The organism is Luteimonas padinae, from assembly GCF_014652935.1.
GTDB lineage: Bacteria > Pseudomonadota > Gammaproteobacteria > Xanthomonadales > Xanthomonadaceae > Luteimonas > Luteimonas padinae.
In genome coordinates this window covers 85,508-105,736 of the sequence record NZ_BMZT01000011.1, presented here as the reverse complement: position 1 = coordinate 105,736, position 20,229 = coordinate 85,508, and the positions used below count along the sequence as shown (strand labels likewise).

General features: G+C 73.0%; 20 protein-coding genes and 1 pseudogene. 11 read left to right on the top strand and 10 right to left on the bottom strand.

What is annotated here, in order from left to right; all coding sequences use genetic code 11:
* Window positions 1–44: 44 nt before the first annotated feature.
* The 4 genes from hemA to ppk2 are packed head-to-tail and all read left to right on the top strand — an operon-like array spanning window position 45 to window position 4,989.
* A complete protein-coding gene (hemA, locus tag IE168_RS12935) occupies window positions 45–1,346 on the top strand; it encodes a glutamyl-tRNA reductase (protein ID WP_189498901.1) in 1,302 nt (433 codons plus the stop codon).
* Window positions 1,324–2,412 carry a peptide chain release factor 1 gene (prfA, locus tag IE168_RS12930; RefSeq protein WP_189498899.1) on the top strand — a complete coding sequence of 363 codons (1,089 nt, stop codon included), beginning with the start codon at window positions 1,324–1,326 and terminating at the stop codon, window positions 2,410–2,412. Before hemA ends, prfA begins: the two co-directional genes overlap by 23 nt.
* Window positions 2,413–2,428: 16 nt before the next feature.
* Entirely contained in the window at window positions 2,429–4,156 is a 1,728-nt protein-coding gene (locus tag IE168_RS12925) for an O-linked N-acetylglucosamine transferase, SPINDLY family protein (protein ID WP_189498897.1), read from the top strand.
* Between the two features lie 50 nt (window positions 4,157–4,206).
* Entirely contained in the window at window positions 4,207–4,989 is a 783-nt protein-coding gene (gene ppk2 / locus IE168_RS12920) for a polyphosphate kinase 2 (RefSeq protein WP_189498895.1), read from the top strand.
* A 60-nt stretch (window positions 4,990–5,049) separates the two neighbouring features.
* Here ppk2 and IE168_RS12915 read toward each other — a convergent pair whose 3' ends face one another.
* Together IE168_RS12915 and IE168_RS12910 are read right to left on the bottom strand one after the other, a co-directional pair.
* Window positions 5,050–5,691, bottom strand: a complete 642-nt coding sequence (locus IE168_RS12915) for a TlpA family protein disulfide reductase (protein ID WP_189498893.1) — start codon at window positions 5,689–5,691, stop codon at window positions 5,050–5,052.
* Entirely contained in the window at window positions 5,688–6,956 is a 1,269-nt protein-coding gene (locus IE168_RS12910; protein WP_189498890.1) for a YihY family inner membrane protein, read from the bottom strand. Before IE168_RS12910 ends, IE168_RS12915 begins: the two co-directional genes overlap by 4 nt.
* Window positions 6,957–7,043: 87 nt before the next feature.
* Between IE168_RS12910 and wrbA the strand changes: the two genes are divergently transcribed.
* Genes wrbA through IE168_RS12895 form a run of 3 tightly spaced genes read left to right on the top strand, consistent with a single transcriptional unit; the run spans window position 7,044 to window position 8,539 of the window.
* A complete protein-coding gene (gene wrbA, locus IE168_RS12905; protein WP_189498888.1) occupies window positions 7,044–7,634 on the top strand; it encodes an NAD(P)H:quinone oxidoreductase in 591 nt (196 codons plus the stop codon).
* Window positions 7,634–7,996, top strand: a complete 363-nt coding sequence (locus IE168_RS12900) for a DUF2069 domain-containing protein (RefSeq protein WP_189498886.1) — start codon at window positions 7,634–7,636, stop codon at window positions 7,994–7,996. Before wrbA ends, IE168_RS12900 begins: the two co-directional genes overlap by 1 nt.
* A gap of 57 nt (window positions 7,997–8,053) precedes the next feature.
* On the top strand, window positions 8,054–8,539 hold the full coding sequence (locus tag IE168_RS12895; RefSeq protein ID WP_189498884.1) for an asparaginase domain-containing protein: 486 nt from the start codon (window positions 8,054–8,056) through the stop codon (window positions 8,537–8,539).
* 24 nt (window positions 8,540–8,563) lie between these two features.
* Here the strand turns inward: IE168_RS12895 and IE168_RS12890 are convergent, their stop codons facing one another.
* The 3 genes from IE168_RS12890 to sufT all read right to left on the bottom strand — a co-directional run bounded on the left by IE168_RS12890 (window position 8,564) and on the right by sufT (window position 12,884).
* Complete coding sequence (locus tag IE168_RS12890) at window positions 8,564–9,901, bottom strand: M20/M25/M40 family metallo-hydrolase (protein WP_189498882.1); 1,338 nt, start codon at window positions 9,899–9,901, stop codon at window positions 8,564–8,566.
* Between the two features lie 120 nt (window positions 9,902–10,021).
* The gene (locus tag IE168_RS12885; RefSeq protein ID WP_229823542.1) at window positions 10,022–12,076 is read right to left on the bottom strand and encodes a S8 family peptidase; all 2,055 of its coding nucleotides are present in this window, start codon (window positions 12,074–12,076) and stop codon (window positions 10,022–10,024) included.
* A 256-nt stretch (window positions 12,077–12,332) separates the two neighbouring features.
* Entirely contained in the window at window positions 12,333–12,884 is a 552-nt protein-coding gene (sufT, locus tag IE168_RS12880) for a putative Fe-S cluster assembly protein SufT (RefSeq protein ID WP_189498880.1), read from the bottom strand.
* Window positions 12,885–12,993: 109 nt separating this feature from the next.
* Between sufT and IE168_RS12875 the strand changes: the two genes are divergently transcribed.
* Window positions 12,994–13,377 carry a hypothetical protein gene (locus IE168_RS12875; protein ID WP_189498878.1) on the top strand — a complete coding sequence of 128 codons (384 nt, stop codon included), beginning with the start codon at window positions 12,994–12,996 and terminating at the stop codon, window positions 13,375–13,377.
* 117 nt (window positions 13,378–13,494) lie between these two features.
* Here IE168_RS12875 and IE168_RS12870 read toward each other — a convergent pair whose 3' ends face one another.
* Window positions 13,495–14,892, bottom strand: a complete 1,398-nt coding sequence (locus tag IE168_RS12870; protein ID WP_189498876.1) for an NAD(P)(+) transhydrogenase (Re/Si-specific) subunit beta — start codon at window positions 14,890–14,892, stop codon at window positions 13,495–13,497.
* Window positions 14,889–15,200 carry an NAD(P) transhydrogenase subunit alpha part 2 gene (locus IE168_RS12865; RefSeq protein ID WP_189498874.1) on the bottom strand — a complete coding sequence of 104 codons (312 nt, stop codon included), beginning with the start codon at window positions 15,198–15,200 and terminating at the stop codon, window positions 14,889–14,891. Before IE168_RS12865 ends, IE168_RS12870 begins: the two co-directional genes overlap by 4 nt.
* 165 nt (window positions 15,201–15,365) lie before the next feature.
* On the opposite strand from IE168_RS12865, the gene IE168_RS12860 reads away from it, so the two are divergent.
* From IE168_RS12860 to IE168_RS12850, 3 genes are read left to right on the top strand one after another with little or no spacing between them, the layout of a single operon-like run.
* Window positions 15,366–15,938 (top strand): RNA polymerase sigma factor, encoded by a 573-nt coding sequence (locus IE168_RS12860; RefSeq protein WP_189498872.1) that lies wholly within the window; start codon window positions 15,366–15,368, stop codon window positions 15,936–15,938.
* Complete coding sequence (locus IE168_RS12855) at window positions 15,935–16,318, top strand: hypothetical protein (RefSeq protein WP_189498869.1); 384 nt, start codon at window positions 15,935–15,937, stop codon at window positions 16,316–16,318. Before IE168_RS12860 ends, IE168_RS12855 begins: the two co-directional genes overlap by 4 nt.
* Window positions 16,319–16,323: 5 nt before the next feature.
* The gene (locus tag IE168_RS12850) at window positions 16,324–16,791 is read left to right on the top strand and encodes a DUF3106 domain-containing protein (protein ID WP_189498867.1); all 468 of its coding nucleotides are present in this window, start codon (window positions 16,324–16,326) and stop codon (window positions 16,789–16,791) included.
* A gap of 63 nt (window positions 16,792–16,854) precedes the next feature.
* On the opposite strand, the gene IE168_RS12845 is transcribed toward IE168_RS12850, so the two are convergent.
* The 3 genes and pseudogenes from IE168_RS12845 to IE168_RS14885 form a co-directional block, all read right to left on the bottom strand.
* Window positions 16,855–17,949: an NAD(P) transhydrogenase subunit alpha gene (locus tag IE168_RS12845; RefSeq protein ID WP_189498866.1), complete on the bottom strand. Its 1,095-nt coding sequence runs from the start codon at window positions 17,947–17,949 to the stop codon at window positions 16,855–16,857.
* 67 nt (window positions 17,950–18,016) lie between these two features.
* Window positions 18,017–19,309, bottom strand: a complete 1,293-nt coding sequence (locus IE168_RS14625) for a DUF1631 family protein (RefSeq protein WP_189498863.1) — start codon at window positions 19,307–19,309, stop codon at window positions 18,017–18,019.
* Window positions 19,281–20,147 (bottom strand): annotated as a pseudogene (locus tag IE168_RS14885) (DUF1631 family protein); the annotation flags it as partial. The pseudogene IE168_RS14885 and the gene IE168_RS14625, both read right to left, overlap by 29 nt.
* Window positions 20,148–20,229: the final 82 nt, after the last annotated feature.

Here is a 20,229-nt window from a genome sequence, read left to right as displayed (position 1 = left end):
TGAGACCGTGTCATGCCAGCACTTTATCGCAAGCCCCTGAACACATGAGCCTCGTCGCCATCGGCCTCAACCACCAGACCGCGCCGGTCGAACTGCGCGAACGGGTGGCCTTTGCCAACGATCGGCTGGAGCGCGCGCTGGCCGACCTGCGCGGCCTGCCGGGGGTGCGCGAGGTCGCGCTGCTCTCGACCTGCAACCGCACCGAGCTCTACGCCGTCGCCGACGACGAAGGCCGCGCGCTGGTGAACTGGCTGGCGACCCACCCCGAGGACCCGATGGGCGATGCGGGCTCGCTGCAGGCCTACCTGTACCGGCACGCCGGCGACGATGCCGCCCGCCACCTGTTCCGCGTCGCCACCGGCCTGGATTCGATGGTGCTGGGCGAGCCGCAGATCCTCGGCCAGGTGAAGCAGGCCTGGGCGGCCGCGCGCGGCGCCGGGACCCTGGGCGGCCACCTCGACCGCCTGTTCCAGCACGCCTTCGTCACCGCCAAGCGCGCGCGCACCGAGACCCGGATCGGCAACAGCCCGGTGTCCATGGCCTCGATGGCGGTGCGGCTGGCGCAGGACAGCTTCGCGCGGCCCGAGGATTCGGTCGCGCTGCTGGTCGGCGCCGGCGAGACCATCGAACTGGCCGCCCGCCATCTCGCCGCGGCGAAGGTAAAGCGGCTGATGGTCGCCAACCGGACCTACCGCCATGCCGAGGAGCTCGCGCACCGCCACGGCGGCACCGCGCTGCCGCTGGAGGAGCTGCAGCACCACCTGCACCTGGCCGACATCGTGCTGTCGGCCACCGCCAGCCGCGAGCCGGTGATCCGCCGCGCCGACGTCGAAACGGCGCTGGCCGCGCGCCGCCACCGCCCGATGCTGCTGCTCGACCTGGCCGTGCCGCGCGACATCGAACCCGAGGTCGGCGGGCTGCGGGATGCCTACCTGTACTCGGTGGACGACCTGGAACGCGCGGTCGAGGACAACCGCCGCAACCGCCGCGAAGCCGCCGACGCCGCCGAATCGATCATCGACCTGCAGGTGGCACAGTACGCGCGGCTGCAGGCCACCGGCGCCCGCAGCGGCCCGATCAGGCGCCTGCGCGCCCACGGCGAAGCGGTGAAGGCCGACGTGCTGGAACGCGCCCGGCAGCAGCTGGCCGCGGGTGGCTCGCCCGAGGCCGCACTGGAATACCTGGCGCACACGCTCACCAACCGTCTGCTGCACCCGCCCACCGCGGCGCTGCGCGACGCCGCGGCCAGCGGCGACGACGCCATGCTCGACGCGGTCTCGCGGATGCTGCCTCCCGACGACGACGCCTCCGACGACCGACGCGATGCTGCCGACGCTGCGCCGTAAGCTCGAAGCCCTGGCCGAACGCCGCGACGAGCTCGAGCGCCTGCTCGCCGAGCCCTCGATCGCCGCCGACCAGGCGAAGTTCCGCGCCCTGTCGCGCGAATTCGCCGGCCTCGAACCGCTGGCCGCCGCGCTCGCCGACGAGGCCCGCGCGCGCGCCGATCTCGAAGCCGCCGAAGCCATGCGCGCAGATCCCGAGCTGCGCGAACTGGCCGAGGACGAGGCCGAGGCGGCCAACGCGCGCCTGGCCGAACTCGACGACACCCTGATGGCCCTGCTGGTCCCGCGCGACGCACGCGACGACGGCGGCATCTGGCTCGAAGTCCGCGCCGGCACCGGCGGCGACGAGGCCGCGATCTTCGCCGGCGACCTGCTGCGCATGTACACGCGCTACGCCGAGCGCCAGGGCTGGCGGGTCGAAATCGAGTCCGCCAACCCCGGCGAGCACGGCGGCTTCCGCGAGGCCGTGGCCCGGATCGAGGGGGCGGGCGCGTACGCCCGGCTGAAGTTCGAATCCGGCACCCACCGCGTGCAGCGGGTCCCCGAAACCGAGTCCCAGGGCCGCATCCACACCTCGGCCGCGACGGTCGCGATCATCCCCGTCGAGGAGGAAGGCGAGCCGATCGAGATCAACCCCGCCGACCTGCGCGTGGACACCTTCCGCTCGTCCGGCGCCGGCGGCCAGCACGTCAACAAGACCGACTCGGCGATCCGCATCACCCACCTGCCCTCGGGCGTGGTGGTGGAGTCGCAGACCGAGCGCAGCCAGCACGCCAACCGCGACAAGGCGATGAAGCGCCTGCGCGCCACGCTCGCCGACGCCGAGGCCGAGCGCCGCGCCGCCGCCACCGCCGCCAGCCGCAAGCTGCAGGTCGGAAGCGGCGACCGCAGCCAGCGCATCCGCACCTACAACTATCCGCAGGGCCGGATCACCGACCATCGCGTCGAGGGCCTGACCCTGTACGACCTGCCCAACGTGATGGACGGCGCGCTCGACGCGCTGGTGGACCGCGTCGCACGCGAGCACCAGGCCGACGCGCTGGCGCGGCTGTCGGAGCAGGCGGCGTGAGCCCGGGGCCGCGCGCATGAGCATCGCGCGCGACTCCCGCGACGAGGCCCGCCGCGCGGTCGCCGCGGCCCCCGGCAACGCCATCGCCTGGATCGTGCTGGCCGACGCCGAACTCGACGCCGGCAACGCGGCCGCGGGCGAGGCGGCGGTGCAGCGCGCGCTGGCGCTGGCACCCGGCCATCCCGAGGCGCTCGCCCGCCTGGGCCGGCTGCAGTGGATGCAGGGCCGGCACCGCGACGCCGCCGACAGCCTGCGCCAGGCCGCGCGCGCGGCGCCGGGCCATCCCGGCATCGCGCTGTGGCTGGGCCACGTGCTGGAGGACACCGGCGAGGCCGAAGCCGCCGCCGAAGCCTACGCCCGCGCGCATGCCCTGGCGCCCGACGCGGCGCAGATCGCGGCCCACCTGCTGGCCTGGCGCCGGCGGCTGTGCGACTGGCGCGGGCTGGACGCGCTGTCGGCGCAGGTGCGCGGCGCCGTCGCCCGCGGCGAGGCGGCCGTGGAGCCGTTCGCCTTCCTCAGCGAGGACGCCGACGCCCTCGAACAACTGCGCTGCGCGCGCCTGAGCGCGGCCCAAGTTGCGCGCCGGGTCCGGCCGCTGCCGGCACGCGCGGCCGGCGGCACCGGCCCGCTGCGCCTCGGCTTCCTGTCCAACGGATTCGGCGCCCACCCCACGGGCCTGCTCACGGTCGCCTTCCTGGAGGCGCTGCGCGCCGAGCCCGGCCTCGAGGTCCACCTGTTCGCGCTCAATCCCGGCGACGGCAGCGCGGTGCGCCAGCGGCTCGAGGTCGCGACGACACTGCACGACGTGGCGGCCCTGCCGCATGCGCAGGTGGCGATGCGTATCCGCGACGCCGGCATCGACATCCTCCACGACCTGCGCGGCTGGGGCGGTGGCGGCGCGCCGGCGGTGCTGGCGATGCGTCCGGCGCCGGTGCAGGTGAACTGGCTGGCCTATCCGGGCACGTCGGGCGCGCCGTGGATCGACTACGTGCTGGCGGACGGATTCGTGCTGCCGCCGGCGCTGGAGGCAGGCTTCAGCGAAGCCGTGGCGCGCCTGCCGCGCTGCTTCCAGCCCTCGGATACCCGGCGGGCGCCGGCGCCGCCGCCTTCGCGCCGGGCGTGCGGGCTGCCGGACGAGGGCGTGGTCTTCTGCTGCTTCAACAACAGCTACAAGACCAACCCGGCCAGCTTCGCGCGCGCCATGGCCATCCTGCGCGGCGTGCCGGGCAGCGTGCTGTGGCTGCTGTCCGGCCCCGGGCGCGGCGACGACCGCCTGCGCGCCGCGGCCATGGCCGCGGGCGTGAACCCGGCGCGGCTGGTGTTCATGACCAAGCAGCCGCACGCGGACTACCTCGCGCGCCTGCAGCTCGCCGACCTGTTCCTGGACAGCAATCCCTACAACGCCCACACCACCGCGTCCGACGCGCTCTGGGCCGGCTGCCCGGTGCTGACGCGTCCGGGCCGCACCTTCGCCGCGCGCGTGGCGGGCAGCCTCAACCACCACTTGGGACTTGGCGAGCTCAACGTGGCCGATGACGCGGCGTTCATCGCACTGGCCACTGCGCTGGGCAACGACCCGGCCCGCCTGCGCGATCTTCGCAGCCGCCTGCACGGACTTCGCGCAGGCTCGGGCCTGTTCGACATGGCCGGCTTCGCGCGCGACTTCGCGACCATGGCCCGGGCGATGGCCACGCGCCACCGCGACGGGCTGCCGCCGGCGGCCATCGAGCTGCACCAGGCGTGACCCGCGGGCGCCAGCCGGCGGCTGTCGCAGGACCATCCGGAGGAAGTGCGATGAGGACGTTCAAGGGCAAGGAGTACGACGCGGAGCTGCGCTCCATGCAGCACGAGCTGGTCGCGATGGCGCGCTGGGCGCGGCACTGCGGCGAGCGCATCGCGATCGTGATGGAAGGCCGCGACACCGCCGGCAAGGGCGGCGCGATCAAGGCCATCACCGAGCACCTGGACACGCGCCAGTACCGCGTGGTGGCGCTGCCGAAGCCGGGCGAGCGCGAGCAGGGCGAGTGGTACTTCCAGCGCTACGTGCGGCACCTGCCCACGGCGGGCGAGATCGTGCTGTTCGACCGTAGCTGGTACAACCGCGCCGGCGTCGAGAAGGTGATGGGCTTCGCCACCGACGCCCAGGTCGAGGCCTTCCTGGCGCAGGCGCCGATGTTCGAGAAGCTGCTGGTCGACGACGGCATCCGGCTGTTCAAGTACTGGCTGTGCTGCGACCAGGAACAGCAGGAGGAACGCTTCGCCGAACGGCTGGAGGATCCGCTCAAGGCCTGGAAGCTGTCACCGATCGACGTCGAGGCCCGCCTGCGCTACGACGACTACACCCGCGCACGCGAGGACATGCTCGCGGCCACGCATACCGATCATGCGCCGTGGACGCTGGTGGACTTCAACCACCAGAAGTCGGGGCGGCTGGCGCTGATCCGGCACCTGCTCGACCGGCTTCCGGACGTGACCGTGCCGGCGAACAAGCCCGGCTTCGCGCCGCTTCCCGGCAAGCCGTCGAAGGAGCGCTACGGCGTCCTTCAGCCGATCCCACCGTACGGCGGCGAGGACTGAGGCCGCTGCCAGCCCGCGCGCGGCACCCGCAAGCCCGGGCCCGGGCGGCCTCGCCCGGCCTCAGGCACCCTCGCCCGGCGCGGGCCCGCCGGCGGCCTCGATCGCCTGCTCCAGCTCGAGCGCGGTGACCGGGCCCAGGAAGGTCTTCACCCTGCGGCCATCGGGGGCGACCAGCACCGTCAGCGGCAGGCCCCGCGGCGTCGGGAAATCGGCGGGCGGCTCGTACGTGCGCACGATGGCCACCGGATACACCACCGGGTGCCTGGCCAGGAACGCGCGCAGGGTATCGGCATCGGTCTCCTCGTAGGCGAGGCCGATGACCTCCACGTGTTCGCGCAGGGCGTCGAGCGCGGACAGCTCGGGCATTTCCTTGAGACAGGGCGCGCACCAGGTCGCCCAGAAGTTGACCACGACCCAGCGGCCGCGGCGCTCGGCCAGGTCGTAGCGCGCACCGTCGAGCGTGGTCACGACCAGCGCCGGGAATTCCTCGCTGGAGGCGGGAGCGTCGGCCGCCTCGCCGGGAGCGGCCGGCTGCGCGTCGCCGGCGTCGCGATCGCCGGGCGCATCCGCGTCCTGGCCCTGCCCGGCCGCGGCGCCGGTGGCCGGTGCGGCGGCGGTGTCGGCCTGGTCGCGCTGGCAGCCGGCGAGCAGCAGCAGGGCCAGGCAGATGGCGAGGGTGTGGCGGAGCGGCATGGCGGTCATTCCCGGGGCTGGGCGAGGCAGTCGCCGACGCGGCGACGCAGGAGGTCGCGCAGCGGCAGGCGCAGCGCATCGATGGTGGCGATCACCGCCGCGCCGCGGGCGTCGTCGGCGCCCGGCAGGCGGGCTTCGGTGATCGGAATACGCAGCTGCCCGGCTTCGTAGAGTTCGGCCAGGGTCAGTTCGTCGAGGTCGCGGGAGAGCAGCCATTCGCCCGACTCGGCGCGGCGCACCACGTTGATCGAGGCGAGCTGGCCCAGGGTTTCCTGTACCAGGGCATCGGTGAGGACCGGCTCGCAATCCAGGATCCGGTCGCTGTGCAGGCCGTGGCCGGTGGCGCGCGCCTCGCGGAAGCGGTCGAGCAGGCGCAGCATCGCGTAGAGCTCGTAGCCCTGGGGCAGGCGCAGGTGCGCGGGCTGGTAGCGGAAGGCCGAGACCGAGGCCGCGAACGAGGCGCCGAGCAGGACGCTGACCCAGCCGAAGTACAGCCACAGCAGGAAGATCGGGACGAAGGCCACCGCGCCGTAGATGTTCTGGTAGGCGTTGAAGCTGCCGAGGTAGACGCTGATCAGCCGCCGGCCGATCTCGAGCAGCACCACCGCCACCAGCGCGCCGGCGAAGGCATGCCGCCACTGCACCGTGCGATGCGGCACCACGCGGTAGATCATCGCGAACGCCAGCAGTTCGATCAGCACCGGCGCCGCGCCCAGCAGCGCCGCCTGCAGCCACTGCCCGGCACCGCTGCGGAACACCTCCAGCGCGAACAGCCGCCCGACCACCGACAGGCTGGCCGCCGCCACCAGCGCGCCCAGGGTCAGCACCGTCCAGTACACCAGGAAGCGCGACAGCTGCGGGCGCGCGGTGTGCACGCGCCAGATGCGGTTGAATGCGGACTCGATCCCGAACAGGGTCACCAGCACCGACACCACCAGCGCGATCACGCCGACCGCGGTCAGCTTGCCGGTGTTCTCGGAGAACGACATCAGCCAGTCGCGGATGCCCTGCGCCGAGCTGGGCACGAAGTTCGCGAACACGAACTCGCTGAGCAGGTCGCGCCACTCCTCGAACACCGGGAACGCCGACAGCACGCCGAACACCACCATCGACAGCGGCACCAGGGCGAAGGTGGTGGTGAACGACAGCGCGCCGGCGGCCTCGAACAGGCGGTCGTCGAGGAAGCGCCGCCACAGGAAGCGCGCGAAGCTCATCGCGCGCGCGCGGTCGCGCAGGCGGTCGGCCCAGTGGTTGAGCGAGTCCAGTGGCTCCATCGTGGCGAGGTTAACCGATCGCACCGGCGCCGCCGCAGCGCGCCCCGGCCGCTGCCGCTATGCTTCCCGGCCCCCGGAGGAGTCGCCATGCCCGAAATCCTGGTCCTGTACTACAGCCGCGGCGGCTCGGTGGCCGCGCTGGCGCGCCAGATCGCGCGCGGCATCGGCGAAGTCGAGGGCATGTCCGCGCGCCTGCGCACGGTGCCGCCGGTGGCGCCGGTGACCGTGGCCACGCAGCCGCCGGTCCCGGAGGAAGGCGCGCCCTACGTCGAGCCCCGCGACCTGTCCGAATGCGCCGGCCTGCTGCTCGGCAGCCCGACCCGCTTCGGCAACATGGCCGCGCCGATGAAGCACTTCCTCGACGGCCTCGGCAGCGAATGGGCCAGCGGCACGCTGGTCGGCAAGCCGGCGGCGGTCTTTACCTCCACCGCCACCCAGCACGGCGGCCAGGAATCGACGCTCCTCACGATGATGCTGCCGCTGCTGCACCACGGCTGCGTCATCGCCGGCATCCCGTTCACCGAGCCGGGGCTGTCGGCGACGCGCACCGGCGGCACCCCGTACGGCGCCAGCCACGTCGCCGGCGGCGACAACGATCCTGCACCGAGCGACGAAGAGGCGAAGCTTGCCCGCGCGCTCGGCCGGCGCATCGCGGCGCTCGCGGCCAGGCTGGGCTGATGCCGCTGGCGACGTCGCGGCGGCTGCTGGCCGTGCTGCTGCTGGCGCTGGCGGCGCTGTTCGCGGCCTGGTTCGCGGGTGATGCCCGCTACCTGCAGGCGCTGGCGGTGTTCTCGCTGCCGCCGCTGCTGCTGGCGATCGGCGTGCTGGCCCGGCGCCGCACCGCCCCCTTCTGGTCGAGCGTGCTGGCGCTGGGGTGGTTCTGCCACGGCGTGATGCTGGCCTGGTCGCGCGCGGACGGCCGCGCCTATGCGCTGGGCGAGGTGCTGCTGGCGCTGGGCATCGTCGCGGCCACGAGCTGGCCGGCCCTGCAGGCGCGCTTCGGCGGGCGCCGGGACAGGCGCGGCACCGCGAAGGACTAGAATGCGCACCCGGCCCGCGCGACGCGGGCCCCGGCTGGCGCAATCGAGGAACACGCGATGGAAGAACTGCTGATCGTCACCACCGGCGGCACGATCGACAAGGTCTATTTCGACGACAAGTCGGACTTCCAGGTGGGCGAGCCGCAGATCGGCCGGATCCTCGAGGAGCTCGGCGTGGCGTTCCGCTTCCGCGTGATCCCGATCATCCGCAAGGACTCGCTGCACATCGACGACGCCGACCGCGAGCTGCTGCGCGCCACCATCGCCGCGCAGCCCACGCGCCACGTCCTGGTCACGCACGGCACCGACACGATGGTCGAGACCGCGAAGGCGCTGGCATCGCTGGACGGCCGCACCATCGTGCTTACCGGGGCGCTCAACCCGGCGCGATTCCGCGGCTCCGACGCCGAGTTCAACATCGGCACCGCGGTGGGCGCGGTGCAGTCGCTTGCGGCGGGCGTGTACATCGCCATGAACGGGCGCATCTGGGACCCGCTGAAGGTCCGCAAGAACGTCAGCGCGAACCGCTTCGAAGCCGCCTGACCCGCGCGCGCGACGTCCGGCCGCTCAGGGCCGCGGCGGCCTTGACGGCTGGCGCATGCGCGGCGGCTGGCCCGAGGGCGGCGGCACGGCGGGCGCCCGCAGCCGGGTCCTGGCGCGCTGGCCCAGCTCGCCCATGAACGCCAGGCCAAGGCGAGCGATGATGGTGGCGTGCTGGGCGGTCCCGCCGACCTGCTCCAGGGTGTCGTGGGGCGTGTGCAGCAGCGGGAAGAACGGGCCTTCGTCGTACATCGCCGCCGGAAAACCCGCCTGCGTCCACGATGCGTGGTCGGAGCAGGCGTAGCCGCAGGACGATTCGCCGCGGGTGTAGCCCAGCGGGGCCAGGTAGGCGTCGAACAGGTCGCGCAGGAACTGCACCAGCTGCGGGTGCGAATTGTCGGTCATCACCCGGATGTCGGTGGTCGAACCGGGCGAGCGGTAGTTGGTCATGTCCATCTGCAGCACGCCCACGACGTTGCGCCCCTCGCCGGCGAAGCGCTGCGCGATGGCGCGCGAGCCGCGCAGACCGACCTCCTCGGCCGCATAGCCCATGAACATCACCGTGCGCCGCGGGCGGTAGCCCTCGGCCATGGCGATGCGCAGCACTTCGGTGAGCGTGGCGATGCCGGACGCATCGTCGTCCGCGCCCGGGGCATCCATGTTCTCGCCCCAGCCGGAGTTCGAGATCGAGTCCAGGTGCCCGCCCAGCACCACGATCTCGTCGGCGAGGTCGGTGCCCTGGATGGTGAGGATCACCGAGGGCTGGCCGCCACAATTGCTGCAGTCGATGAACAGTTCCGCACTGACGTCGCCGCGGCCCGCAGCCAGCGACAGCCAGTGGTCGCGGATCCACAGCGGCGCCGCGTGGCCATGGCTGCTGCCGTAGTAACGGTTCGGCCAGGCGGTGGAGAGATGGGTGATGGTGGCCCGTATCCCGGGCTCGGACACCTGCGCCAGCCAGGGCGTCACCATGTCCTGGTGGGTGACGGCATAGGCCGGCAGCGGCGCGCGCAGGCCGCGCACGCCGGCATCGGAGGCGATGAAGGCCTCGGCCTCGGCACGGCTGGCGAAAGCGAAATAGCCGCCGCAGCGGCGCTCGACCTCGTGCACGTGGCGGCTCAGGTCCTCGAGCTGGTGTTCGCGCAGGGTGGCCAGGACCAGCGCTCTGCCCTCCGCGTCGCGACGGGGCAGCGCGCGGCCGCTGAAATCACGCAGGGCGGCTTCAAAGGTGCCGCGTTCGGCAACCACGTGGACTTCGGCCATCGGATCGGACGCGGTCGCGTCGTTATCGTGGGCGGTGGCAGCGCCGGTCGCCAGCAGCGCGCAGGCGGCTGCCAGCCGCAGTGCCATCAGGTGGATCCGCATGTCTTCTCCCGGTCGATGCCCCGGCGTCGATGATTGCATGCCTCAGGGGCGGACGTGCCCCCGGAAACAACAAGGCGGCGGACGGGATCGCCCCGTCCGCCGCCCGTCACTCGCCCGCGGTCAGTAGCTGCCGACCAGGCTCACGCCCGAGTACGCGCTGTAGCCGCGCACCATGACGTGCCAGGTTCCGGCGGCCGGGCTGTTGATGGTGCAGGTCTCGGCGTTGCCCGCACGGTACGGCCGGCAGGTGTAGCTGGTGGTGGTCGGGGCGGATCCCTGTCGCACATAAAGGTCCGCGTCGCCGGTGCCGCCCGACATCTGCACGCGCAGCTGGCTGCGGCCCGCCGGCACCTGGATGGTGTAGCGGCGCTCGCTCGACGCCGCGCCCGACAGGCCGGTCACCGGCACGCCGTTCTGCAGCGTGTTGCCGCCACCGCCGCCACCGGTGCTGTAGCTGGCGGTCAGGGTGGCGCCCGAGTACGCCGAATAGCCGCGCAGCATCACGTGGTAGGTGCCGGCCTGCGGCGTGGCGAAGCTGCAGGTCTCGGCATTGCCCGAACGGTACGGCCGGCAATCGTAGGTGGACGTGGTCGGCTGCGAGCCGAAGCGCACGTACAGGTCCAGGTCGCCGGTGCCGCCTGCGGTGGCGATGTTGAGCCCGGTGGCGCCCGCTGGCACGGTGACCGTCCAGTACTGCGTGCTGCCCGAAGCACCGGACACGGCCACCGGCGTCCCGTTCTGGAGCACGCCGTCGCCCGGACCCGGGTCCGGATCTCCGCCACCGCCGCCCGAGGCCGCGTCCACGGCGGCCTTCGCATCGATGATGCCGGCGCCGATCGGCTGCGAGGGCGTGGACGGGAAGGCCCGTGCCGTGCTCTTGATCAGCGCCTCGACCTGGGCCGGCGTCTTTGCCGGGTTCGACACCGACTGGATCAGCGCGACCACGCCGGCCACGTGCGGCGCTGCCATCGAGGTGCCGCTGTAGCTGGCGTAGCTTTCGGCGCCGGGGCCCTGGCTGCCGCTGTTGAGCGTGGACTGGATGTTCGAGCCGGGCGCGGCGATATCGACGATCGCGCCATAGTTGGAGAAGCTCGAGCGCGCGCCGGTGCTGGTGATCGAGCCCACGGCGATGACGTTGCTGCAGTTCGCGGGCGAGAAGCCGGAGGTGTTGGCATTGCTGTTGCCGGCGGCGATCACGATCGTGGAACCGCGGCCGACCGCGCCGTTGATCGCGCTCTGCATGGCGCTGCCGCAGCTGCCGGAGCCGCCCAGGCTGAGGTTGATCGCCTCGGCCGGGTTGGCATTGGCCGGCACGCCGCTGACCGAGCCGCCCGAGGCCCAGATCACCGCGTCGGCGATGTCGGAGTCGTAGCCGCCGCCGCGGCCGAGCACGCGCACCGGCACCACCTTGGCGCCGTAGGCGGTGCCGGCCACGCCCTTGCCGTTGTTGGTCACCGCGGCCACCGTGCCGGCGACATGGGTGCCGTGCCAGCTGGACGCATAGCCGCCGGAGTAGTCGCCGGGATCGCTGGCGTCGCTGTCGCGGCCGTTGCCGTCGCCGGCCACCGAGGTATCGGAAATGAAGTCGTAGCCGGGCAGCACGTTGGCGTTGAGGTCGCTGTGGCTGGCGATGCCGGTGTCGAGCACCGCGACCACGGTGCCGGCGCCGCTGGTGGTGTCCCAGGCCTGGGTGGCGCGGATGCCGCCGGGGCCGGTGCCATAGCCCCACTGCTGCGAGAACATGGTGTCGTTCGGGGTCATGACCAGCGTGTTGAGCTTGTCGACCTCGACGTACTCCACGTTCGGGTTGGCCGCGATCTGGCGCATCAGGCTCTCGGCCTCGACGCGGTCGAGCTTGCGGCTGGTGGTGACGACTTCGGCGCCGACGGCCATGCGGCGCTCGTGGCGCAGGGCCAGCGGCGCGCGCCGCCCGGCAGCGGGTACCGCGCCCGCGGCGGCCCGCAGGGCGGCATCGCGCGCCTTGGCGCCCGCCTGTTCGGGACTGCCGTCGACGTACTTGACGATGAATCGATCGTGCTGGTCAGCGGACTGCAGGCCGCTGAGGTCGAGGCGCTCGGCGGCCAGGGCGGGGGCGATGGCCAGGGACGACAGGGCCGCGGTGGTGGCCAGCGCGAGGGCGTGGATGCGCGCGCGGCGGAGCATTGCGTCGGTCATGGATGATGTTCCCGGAACGGAGGAGTGCCGCGGGGGCGGCGGGCCGGCGGTGCCGCTCCGGGAAACCCCTCCCCGTTCGTGGCAGCCGCCGGAAACGGCGGACTGACACATTTCGTCCGCAAAGTGACGCTAAGCGACACCTTTGCCGGCCACAAGCGGGAACGCGTCTCATCCAGCGCCACTTTGCGTGCCGCTGGTCACGATTCAGGACATTGATGCCGCAAGACAGGCGCAATGGGCCTTGCGCCCGCCCCGTTCAGAACATCCCGGTTTCCAGGCGCGCGGCCTCGGACATCATGTTGCGGGTCCACGGCGGATCGAACACCAGCTCGACGTCGGCCTCGGCCACCGTCGGGATCATCTCCAGCTTGGTGCGCACGTCGTCGACCAGGATCTCGCCCATGCCGCAGCCAGGCGCGGTCAGCGTCATCCGCACCTCGACCAGGCGCTGGCCATCCTCGCGATGCAGCACGTTGGCCTCGTACACCAGGCCGAGATCGACGATGTTGATCGGGATCTCGGGGTCGAAGCAGGTGCGCATCTGGCTCCACACCAGGCGCTCCACCGCCGCGTCGTCGGCCCCCTCCTCCAGCTCCAGCGGCTCCGGCGGCTCCTTGCCGATCGCATCGGCGTCGTTGCCGGCGATGCGGAAGAGGTTGCCCTCGACGAAGACCGTGAAGCTGCCGCCCAGCGCCTGGGTGATGTAGCCGACGCTGCCCGCGGGCAGCGTGACCTCGTCGCCCTGCGGGACAAGCACGGCGGCGCAGTCGCGCTCCAGGCGCACGGGTTCGCTGTTGCGGGAGTACATGCGGATTCGAAGCCGTCGGACAGGTCGCTCATTCTAACGTCCGGCGGGACGCTATCCTGTACCGCCCCGAACGGTGCTGCGTTCCATGCCCCCCATCCGATCCCGGCCCATGACGGCGCTGGCACTGGCGCTGGCCGGCAGCATCGGCATCGCGGCCGCCTGGGTGCTGGTCGCCCAGGCCACCGGCCGGCAGGCGAGCTGGATGGCGGTGGTCGCCGCCATCGACTCGCTGCTGCTGCTGCGCATGGGCGGCTACCGGCCCGGGACGGCGCGCGCCGGCTGGGCGGTGCTGGCGACGCTGCTGGCGATCGCGCTCGCCAACTGGGGGATCGCCGCCGACCAGGTCGGGCGCATGCTGGGGCTGGCGCCCTGGAATTCGATGATCCGACTGGGTCCGGAGCACGGCTGGCTGCTGCTGCGCATGGCCAACGATGCCGTGGACCTGGCGTGGCTGGCGGCCGGCCTGGTGGTGGCCGCGGCCTGGGGCCGCTGAGGACGCGCCACCCTCGCGCTGCAGGAGTGGCCACGGCCGCGACCGCTCCTGCACGGATCCCGTTCTTGCGGCGGCAGCAGCCGCTCCCGCGGGCCACGGCGCCTGGTGCCCCCGATGCTAGTGCACGCCGTCGAGCGCCTTGAGCTCGCCCACCAGCGCGTTCGCCACCTCGGCGCCGTCGCCGTAGAGCATCCGCGTGTTGTCGGCATAGAAGAGCGCGTTCTCGATGCCGGCGAAGCCGCGGCCCTTGCCGCGCTTGATCACGATGGTGTTCTTCGACTCCACCACGTCGAGGATCGGCATCCCATAGATCGGGCTGGCCGGGTCGGTCTTGGCGACCGGGTTGACCACGTCGTTGGCGCCGATCACCAGGCTGACGTCGGTGTTGCGGAACTCGGGATTGATGTCGTCCATGTCGACGATCAGATCGTAGGGCACGCCGGCCTCGGCCAGCAGCACGTTCATGTGGCCCGGCATGCGGCCCGCGACCGGATGGATCGCGAAGCGGACCTTCACCCCGCGCTCGATCAGGCGCTGGCTCAGCTCCCAGATCTTGTGCTGCGCCTGCGCCACGGCCATGCCGTACCCGGGCACGATCACCACGCGCTCGGCGTAGGCCATCATCGCGGCCACGTCGGCGGCGTCGATCGGCTTCTGGCTGCCGGTGATCTCGGCGGCCTCGCCGGTGGCGCCGAAGCTGGAAAACAGCACGCTGCCGATCGAGCGGTTCATGGCCTTGGCCATCAGCCGCGTCAGCAGCATGCCGGCCGCGCCGACCATGGTGCCGGCGATGATCAGGGCCTCGTTGCCCAGCACATAGCCCTCGAAGGCCACCGCCAGGCCGGTGAGCGCGTTGTACAGCGAGATCACCACCGGCATGTCGGCGCCGCCGATCGGCAGCGTCATCAGCACTCCCAGCGCCAGCGCGGCCACGAAGAAAGCCACCACCAGTGGCACGCCCAGCGAGCGCAGCAGCAGCCCGCCCAGCACCAGCGCGGCCAGGAACACGGCGGCGTTGAACAGCTGCATGCCCGGGAAGCTGTAGCGCTTGTCCATGCGCCCGTCGAGCTTGGCCCAGGCGATGATCGAGCCCGACAGCGCCACCGAGCCGATCAGCGCGCCCAGCAGCGCCAGCACCGGCACGACCATCCCGGGCGCCTGCCCGGCCGAGGTCCAGCGCAGCAGCTCGACCGCACCGATCGCCGCCGCGGAGCCGCCGCCCAGGCCGTTGTACAGGGCCACCATCTGCGGCATGTCGGTGATCGCGACCTTCTTGCCCGAGACCCAGGCCAGCACCGTACCCAGCGCGACCGCGACCAGCATCAGCGCGATGTTCTGCAGGCCCGGGATGAAGAAGGTGACCAGCGTGGCCAGCACCATGCCGACGCCGGCCCACTGGATGCCGCTGCGCGCCGTGCGCGGCGACGCCATGCGCTGCAGGCCGAGCAGGAACAGGGTGGCGGCGACCAGGTAGCTGGACTTGATCACCAGCAGCAGGATGGCCTCGCCGCTCATGCGCCGCCCTCCTTGCCGGCCTTCGCCCTGTCGCTGGGCTTGAACATCTCCAGCATGCGCTCGGTGACCACGTAGCCGCCGGCGGCGTTGCCCGCGCCCATCAGCACGGCCACGAAGCCGATCGCCTTCTCCAGCGTGGTGTCGGCGTGCCCCAGCACCACCATCGCGCCGATCAGCACGATGCCGTGGATGAAGTTGGAGCCCGACATCAGCGGCGTGTGCAGGATCACCGGCACCCGCGAGATGATCACGTGGCCGGCGATCGCCGCCAGCATGAAGATGTACAGCGCAACGAATCCATCGGCCACACGCGCTCTCCCCGGGCTGCCCGGCCTGATCATAACCGTCCGGGCCGGCATCGCCACTGCCGCTGTCAACCGCCGGCGCCCGCATGCGTTGTCCCTCCAGACCCCACTGGATGCGTGCGGATGGACGGCAGCCTGCAGCCACATCGCGGTGGCACGGGGGTGGCTATGCTGGATGCGATGCCAGCCGACGCCGCCGCCCCGTCCACCGCCTCCCCGACCGGAGCCACCGGCGCCACGACGCTGGACGCCTTCCTCGACGGCATCGCCGCGCGCGCCTTCCGCTTCGCCGAGGCCGGGCTGCGCCACCGCGAGGACGCGCTGGACGCGGTGCAGGACGCGATGGTGAAGATGCTGGGCTACCGCGACCGGCCGGCGGAGGAATGGACACCGCTGTTCTGGACCATCCTGCGCAGCCGCATCGTCGATGCGCAGCGCCGGCGCACCCTTCGCCTGGGCTGGATGACGTCCGCGGACGAGCGTCAGGAAGCCGGCGTGGAATGGGCCGGGGACGAACCCGACCCGTCCCGCGCCCACGACGGCCGCGAGGCCTGGGGCGGACTGGTGGCGGCGCTGCGCGGGCTGCCGCGGCGCCAGCGCGAAGCCTTCACCCTGCGCGTGCTGGAGGAGCTCGACGTGGCGACCACCGCGCGCGTCATGGGCTGCAGCGAGGGTTCGGTCAAGACACACCTGTCGCGTGCGCGCGACGCGCTGCAGAAGCAGCTGGAGGATTTCCGATGAACGACATGCACGACGACTTCGACCGCAGGATCCGTGCCCTGCATGCGCAGGCGGTGGAGCAGGTGCCGGCGCGCACGCTGTACGAGCTGCGCGTGCGCCGCGCCAACGCCGCCCCCGCGGCCACGCCGGCGCGCAGCGCCGGGCGCGCCGGCGGCTGGTGGCTGGCGGCGGGCCTGGCCGCGGTCTTCGCCCTGGGCATCGGCCTGCGCCAGCCCGGCCTGGACAGCGTGCCGGCCGGCGATTCCCCGCCGTCACTGGCCGCGGCCAGCGCAGCGGCGGACGCCGCGGCCTGGGACGACGGCCTGGCCGCGCTGGACGAAGACCCCGACCTGTACCTGTGGCTGGCCTCGCAGGACAGCCTGATCCTGGCCATGGAGTGAGCACCATGCCGAACATCCGCATCCGATCCGCCACCGCCGCGCTGATGCTGGCGCTTGCCACCATCGCGCTGCCCGCCGCAGCCCAGGAGCGCGGGGACGCCGCCCTGCCGGCCTGGGACCAGCTCAGCGCGGCACAGCGCGAGGCGCTGATCGCGCCCCTGCGCCAGCGCTGGGACGACCACCCCGGCAAGCGCGCGCACATGCTCGAACACGCCGAACGCTGGCAGCAGATGGCGCCCGAACAGCGCGAGCGCGCGCGCCGCGGCGCCGAACGCTGGCGGCAGATGGACCCGGACAAGCGCGAGGCCCTGCGCGCGCTCTACGCGCACATGCGGACCCTGCCCGAAGCCGAGCGCGATGCCCTGCGCAAGGAGTGGGGCGCAATGACACGGGAGCAGCGCCGCGCCTGGGTCGAGGCCCATCCGGCTCCGCCCGAAGCGTCCGGGCCGCCGGCGCCGCCCCGCGGCCGCTGACCCGGCCGGCCGCCTGCGCCGCGCCCTGTCCGCCCGTCACGCGACGGACGGCTGGACGGCGTCTCAGCCCTCGCGCGGCGGCCAGGCGGTCTTCGCCACCAGCTCGTCGTCCCAGTCCAGCACCAGCGCGCCGTCGGACACCAGCAGGCTGGCGAAATTGAACACGTTGCGCGCGAACATCTCGCTGGCATGCACCGCGCCGCTGCTGGCCAGATCGAGCGGACCGGCGACGGTGACCCCGCCGGCGTCGATGGTCTCGCCCGGCCTGGTCAGCTCGCAGTTGCCGCCGGTCTCGGCAGCCAGATCGACGATGACGCTGCCGGCCGCCATGCCGCCGACCATGCCCGCCGTGATGATCTTCGGTGCCGGCCGTCCCGGCACCGCCGCCGTGCAGACGATGGTGTCGATGCCCCGCAGGTGCTCGCCCAGGCGCTTCTGCTGCTCGGCGCGCTCCTCGTCGGTCAGCGCGCGCGCGTAGCCGCCTTCGCCGACCGCGCTGACGCCCAGGTCCAGGAAGCGGCCGCCGAGCGATTCGATCTGCTCGCGGGTCTCGGGACGCACGTCGAAGCACTCGACCTGGGCACCGAGCCTGCGCGCGGTCGCGACCGCCTGCAGTCCGGCCACGCCGGCGCCGATCACCAGCACCTTCGACGGACGGATCGTGCCCGCCGCGGTGGTCAGCATGGGGAAGAAGCGCGGCGCCAGCTGCGCCGCGATCAGCACCGCCTTGTAGCCGGCCATGCCGGCCTGCGAGCTGAGGATGTCCATGGCCTGGGCGCGCGTGGTGCGCGGCAGGCGTTCGAGCGGGAACGCGACGAGGCCGCCTGTACGGATCGCCTCCGCGCGCGCCGGATCCGCTTCCGGCTGCAGATGGCCGATGATCGCCGCGCCCTCCCGCAGCGTTGCCAGCAGCGCCGGGGACGGCGCCTGCACACAGAGCACCAGGTCGGCCCCGGCCAGCGCGGCGGCCGCATCGTCGGCCAGCACGGCGCCTGCGGCCGCATAGGCATCGTCAGCGAAGTGGGCGTGCCGGCCGAGGCCGCGTTCGACGGTGATCGCCGCCCCGAGGGCGACGAGCTTCCTGCAGGTTTCCGGGGTGATCGCGACGCGACGCTCACCCGGCGCGGTCTCACGCGCGATGCCGATCCTCACTGCCATTCCCCGCTCCCGGCGATGCCTTCGTCCATCCTAGCGATGTCCGCCGCTCCGCGCGACGCCGCGCGGCTCAGCCGCCGGGGGCACCGGCAAGCCGCTGCAGCACGGCCTCCACCGCGCCTTCGCCGGGCCGCGCGACCAGGTCGCCGCGGGCCAGCGCGGCGGCCAACTCGCCGGGTGCAAGCAAGGCGTGGCGCGCGCCCTGCCGGCTCACCAGCAGGTGGCATCCGCTGACCGGACTGCTCCAGGCCAGGCGCAGCCACGTAGGCGATCCGCCGCCCTGCCCACGCTCGACGAGGACCTGCCCAACCGCAACCGGAGCGTCGACGTCGTCCCCACCGGGCCCGCCGGCATCCCCGGCATCCCCGGCATCCGCGAGCGGGACGAAGTCCGCGGGGCAACGCGTCGCGTCGGGCTGCGCCAGGGCCGCCACCAGCCGGGCCAGCCGCTCCTCGGCCGCCGCGTCCACGATGCCACCGGCCAGCAGGCTCGCGCGCAGCTGCGGCCCCAGCGCGATCAGGCGGTCGGCGACCTCCCGGCCCTGCGCCGCCGCGGCGGCGGCATCGACGCCAAGGAGATCGTCGCCGACCGCCAGCGCCTCGCGATGGCGCGCGGACCCCGCACCGTCGCGAAGCCAGGCCATGGCCAGCGACTGCCGCCACGGCCCCGACAGGAAGTCCGCCACCTCGGCCAGCAGGCGCCTGCCCTGCAGCCGCGCGGCCAGCTGCGCATCGGCGTCGCGACGCGCGTGCTGCAGGCGCTCGCCGCCCAGGATGGCCTGCCAGGCGCGGCGCTCGCTGATCGCGGCCCGTCGCTGCAGCGGGGTGCGCCCGGCTTCGAGCTCGTCCAGCGCCGCGACGAAGACCGCCGGCTCGCCGTGGTAATCGTTGGCCAGGCGGTCGGCAAGCCGATCTGCCAGCGCATGCAGCTCGGCCTCTTCGTCGCTGCGGGCGGGATTGGCGTCCCAGCACTCCAGCAGCCCCGACAGCAGCCGCATCGCGGGGTGCGCGGGGTCTTCGAACAGTGACTGGTCGGCGAGCCCCAGTCGCAGCCAGGGCCATGCGAGCCGCGCCAGCCGCGCGTCCGCCCCGGGCGACAGTGCGGCCCCGGCGCGCAGCCCATCGAACAGCGCGCCGACCGCATCGATCGCGCCCCGTTGCCCCGGGGACGGCGTCGCCAGCTCGGGTGGCAGCCCCAGGCCCTGCGCACCGGCCCGCAGCGATTCCGCCAGGTGCGCGGCCCACCGGTCCGGCCACGTGGACGGGCTGCGCCGGGGTCTCGTTGCCCTGCAGCAGCGACAGCACCGAAGAGAACTCCTGCTCGCTGAAATCGCGGGCGTTCGTGTCGTCGTCCCTCGCCCCACGCTGGCCGCGCAGGCGTTCGCGCAGGATCCCCCGGCGTCCGGAGCCGGGGTCCACGGCCACCGCCAGGCCGGTGGCGGCGCGCCAGGACGAACTCCGCGGCTCCAGCGCATCGTGGCCGGCCCAGGCCGCCTGTCCGCCCTTGCCCGCCACCGGCTGCGAGACCAGCGCGACGCCCCCGCTGACGCCATCCAGCGCATGACCGCCTTCGGCGAGCGCGGTGTTGAGCCACGCGTAGGCCTCGAGCAGGCACGGGCCGCACATTCGTTCGTAGTGGCGCAGCAGCGCGGCGCGCAGGATCCGGTCGCACTCGGTGGCGCTGAACGTGTCGAGGAAGGCGCCGATGATCGCCCGCGGCGCGAACGGGTTGGCCGGTCGCACGTGTCCGCCCAGCGCGGCGGCCATCGACCAGAGGCGGCCGTCGATGATGCCCAGCACGTCGGCGAAACGGCGCTCCAGCGCCTCGATCGCCGGCTGCCCGATCAGCTGCGCGTGCAGCTCGCCGTCCGACACCAGGGTGAGGTCGCGGGCGAGCGCCGCGGCATCGGGCGGCGCGGGCCAACCGGCGAAGCCGGCCGCCAGATGCTGCTCCCAGCTGCGCTGGTGGCGGCTGGCGTCGTGCTGCAGCACGACGGCATTGGCCAGCGCCTCCGCGAGTTCGTCATCGGCCGTGCCCGCCGCCAGGCGCCGCAGCTCGGCTTCGGCGGCCTCCCTCGTCACTGCCAGCAGCGGCTGGAGCCGGGACCGGAACCCCTGGTGGAGGGCCTCGAGCTGCCGCGCCGGCTCCGGCACGGACGATGTCCGGGCAGGACCTGCTCCGGAACTGGATGACGGTCGCATTTCCTGCAAAGACCTGAGACTGGACGGGCGGCGCCAAGATAGCTCAACGCCGCCTTGCGCGGCACGGCGCGCGGTCCGCCGG

What these genes read in the sequence shown, in the direction of transcription:
- hemA (WP_189498901.1), top strand. Translation starts at nt 45, where the DNA reads ATGAGCCTCGTCGCCATCGGCCTCAACCACCAGACCGCGCCGGTCGAA.
- prfA (WP_189498899.1), top strand. Translation starts at nt 1,324, where the DNA reads ATGCTGCCGACGCTGCGCCGTAAGCTCGAAGCCCTGGCCGAACGCCGC.
- IE168_RS12925 (WP_189498897.1), top strand. Translation starts at nt 2,429, where the DNA reads ATGAGCATCGCGCGCGACTCCCGCGACGAGGCCCGCCGCGCGGTCGCC.
- ppk2 (WP_189498895.1), top strand. Translation starts at nt 4,207, where the DNA reads ATGAGGACGTTCAAGGGCAAGGAGTACGACGCGGAGCTGCGCTCCATG.
- IE168_RS12915 (WP_189498893.1), bottom strand. Translation starts at nt 5,691, where the DNA reads ATGACCGCCATGCCGCTCCGCCACACCCTCGCCATCTGCCTGGCCCTG.
- IE168_RS12910 (WP_189498890.1), bottom strand. Translation starts at nt 6,956, where the DNA reads ATGGAGCCACTGGACTCGCTCAACCACTGGGCCGACCGCCTGCGCGAC.
- wrbA (WP_189498888.1), top strand. Translation starts at nt 7,044, where the DNA reads ATGCCCGAAATCCTGGTCCTGTACTACAGCCGCGGCGGCTCGGTGGCC.
- IE168_RS12900 (WP_189498886.1), top strand. Translation starts at nt 7,634, where the DNA reads ATGCCGCTGGCGACGTCGCGGCGGCTGCTGGCCGTGCTGCTGCTGGCG.
- IE168_RS12895 (WP_189498884.1), top strand. Translation starts at nt 8,054, where the DNA reads ATGGAAGAACTGCTGATCGTCACCACCGGCGGCACGATCGACAAGGTC.
- IE168_RS12890 (WP_189498882.1), bottom strand. Translation starts at nt 9,901, where the DNA reads ATGCGGATCCACCTGATGGCACTGCGGCTGGCAGCCGCCTGCGCGCTG.
- IE168_RS12885 (WP_229823542.1), bottom strand. Translation starts at nt 12,076, where the DNA reads ATGACCGACGCAATGCTCCGCCGCGCGCGCATCCACGCCCTCGCGCTG.
- sufT (WP_189498880.1), bottom strand. Translation starts at nt 12,884, where the DNA reads ATGTACTCCCGCAACAGCGAACCCGTGCGCCTGGAGCGCGACTGCGCC.
- IE168_RS12875 (WP_189498878.1), top strand. Translation starts at nt 12,994, where the DNA reads ATGACGGCGCTGGCACTGGCGCTGGCCGGCAGCATCGGCATCGCGGCC.
- IE168_RS12870 (WP_189498876.1), bottom strand. Translation starts at nt 14,892, where the DNA reads ATGAGCGGCGAGGCCATCCTGCTGCTGGTGATCAAGTCCAGCTACCTG.
- IE168_RS12860 (WP_189498872.1), top strand. Translation starts at nt 15,366, where the DNA reads ATGCTGGATGCGATGCCAGCCGACGCCGCCGCCCCGTCCACCGCCTCC.
- IE168_RS12855 (WP_189498869.1), top strand. Translation starts at nt 15,935, where the DNA reads ATGAACGACATGCACGACGACTTCGACCGCAGGATCCGTGCCCTGCAT.
- IE168_RS12850 (WP_189498867.1), top strand. Translation starts at nt 16,324, where the DNA reads ATGCCGAACATCCGCATCCGATCCGCCACCGCCGCGCTGATGCTGGCG.
- IE168_RS12845 (WP_189498866.1), bottom strand. Translation starts at nt 17,949, where the DNA reads ATGGCAGTGAGGATCGGCATCGCGCGTGAGACCGCGCCGGGTGAGCGT.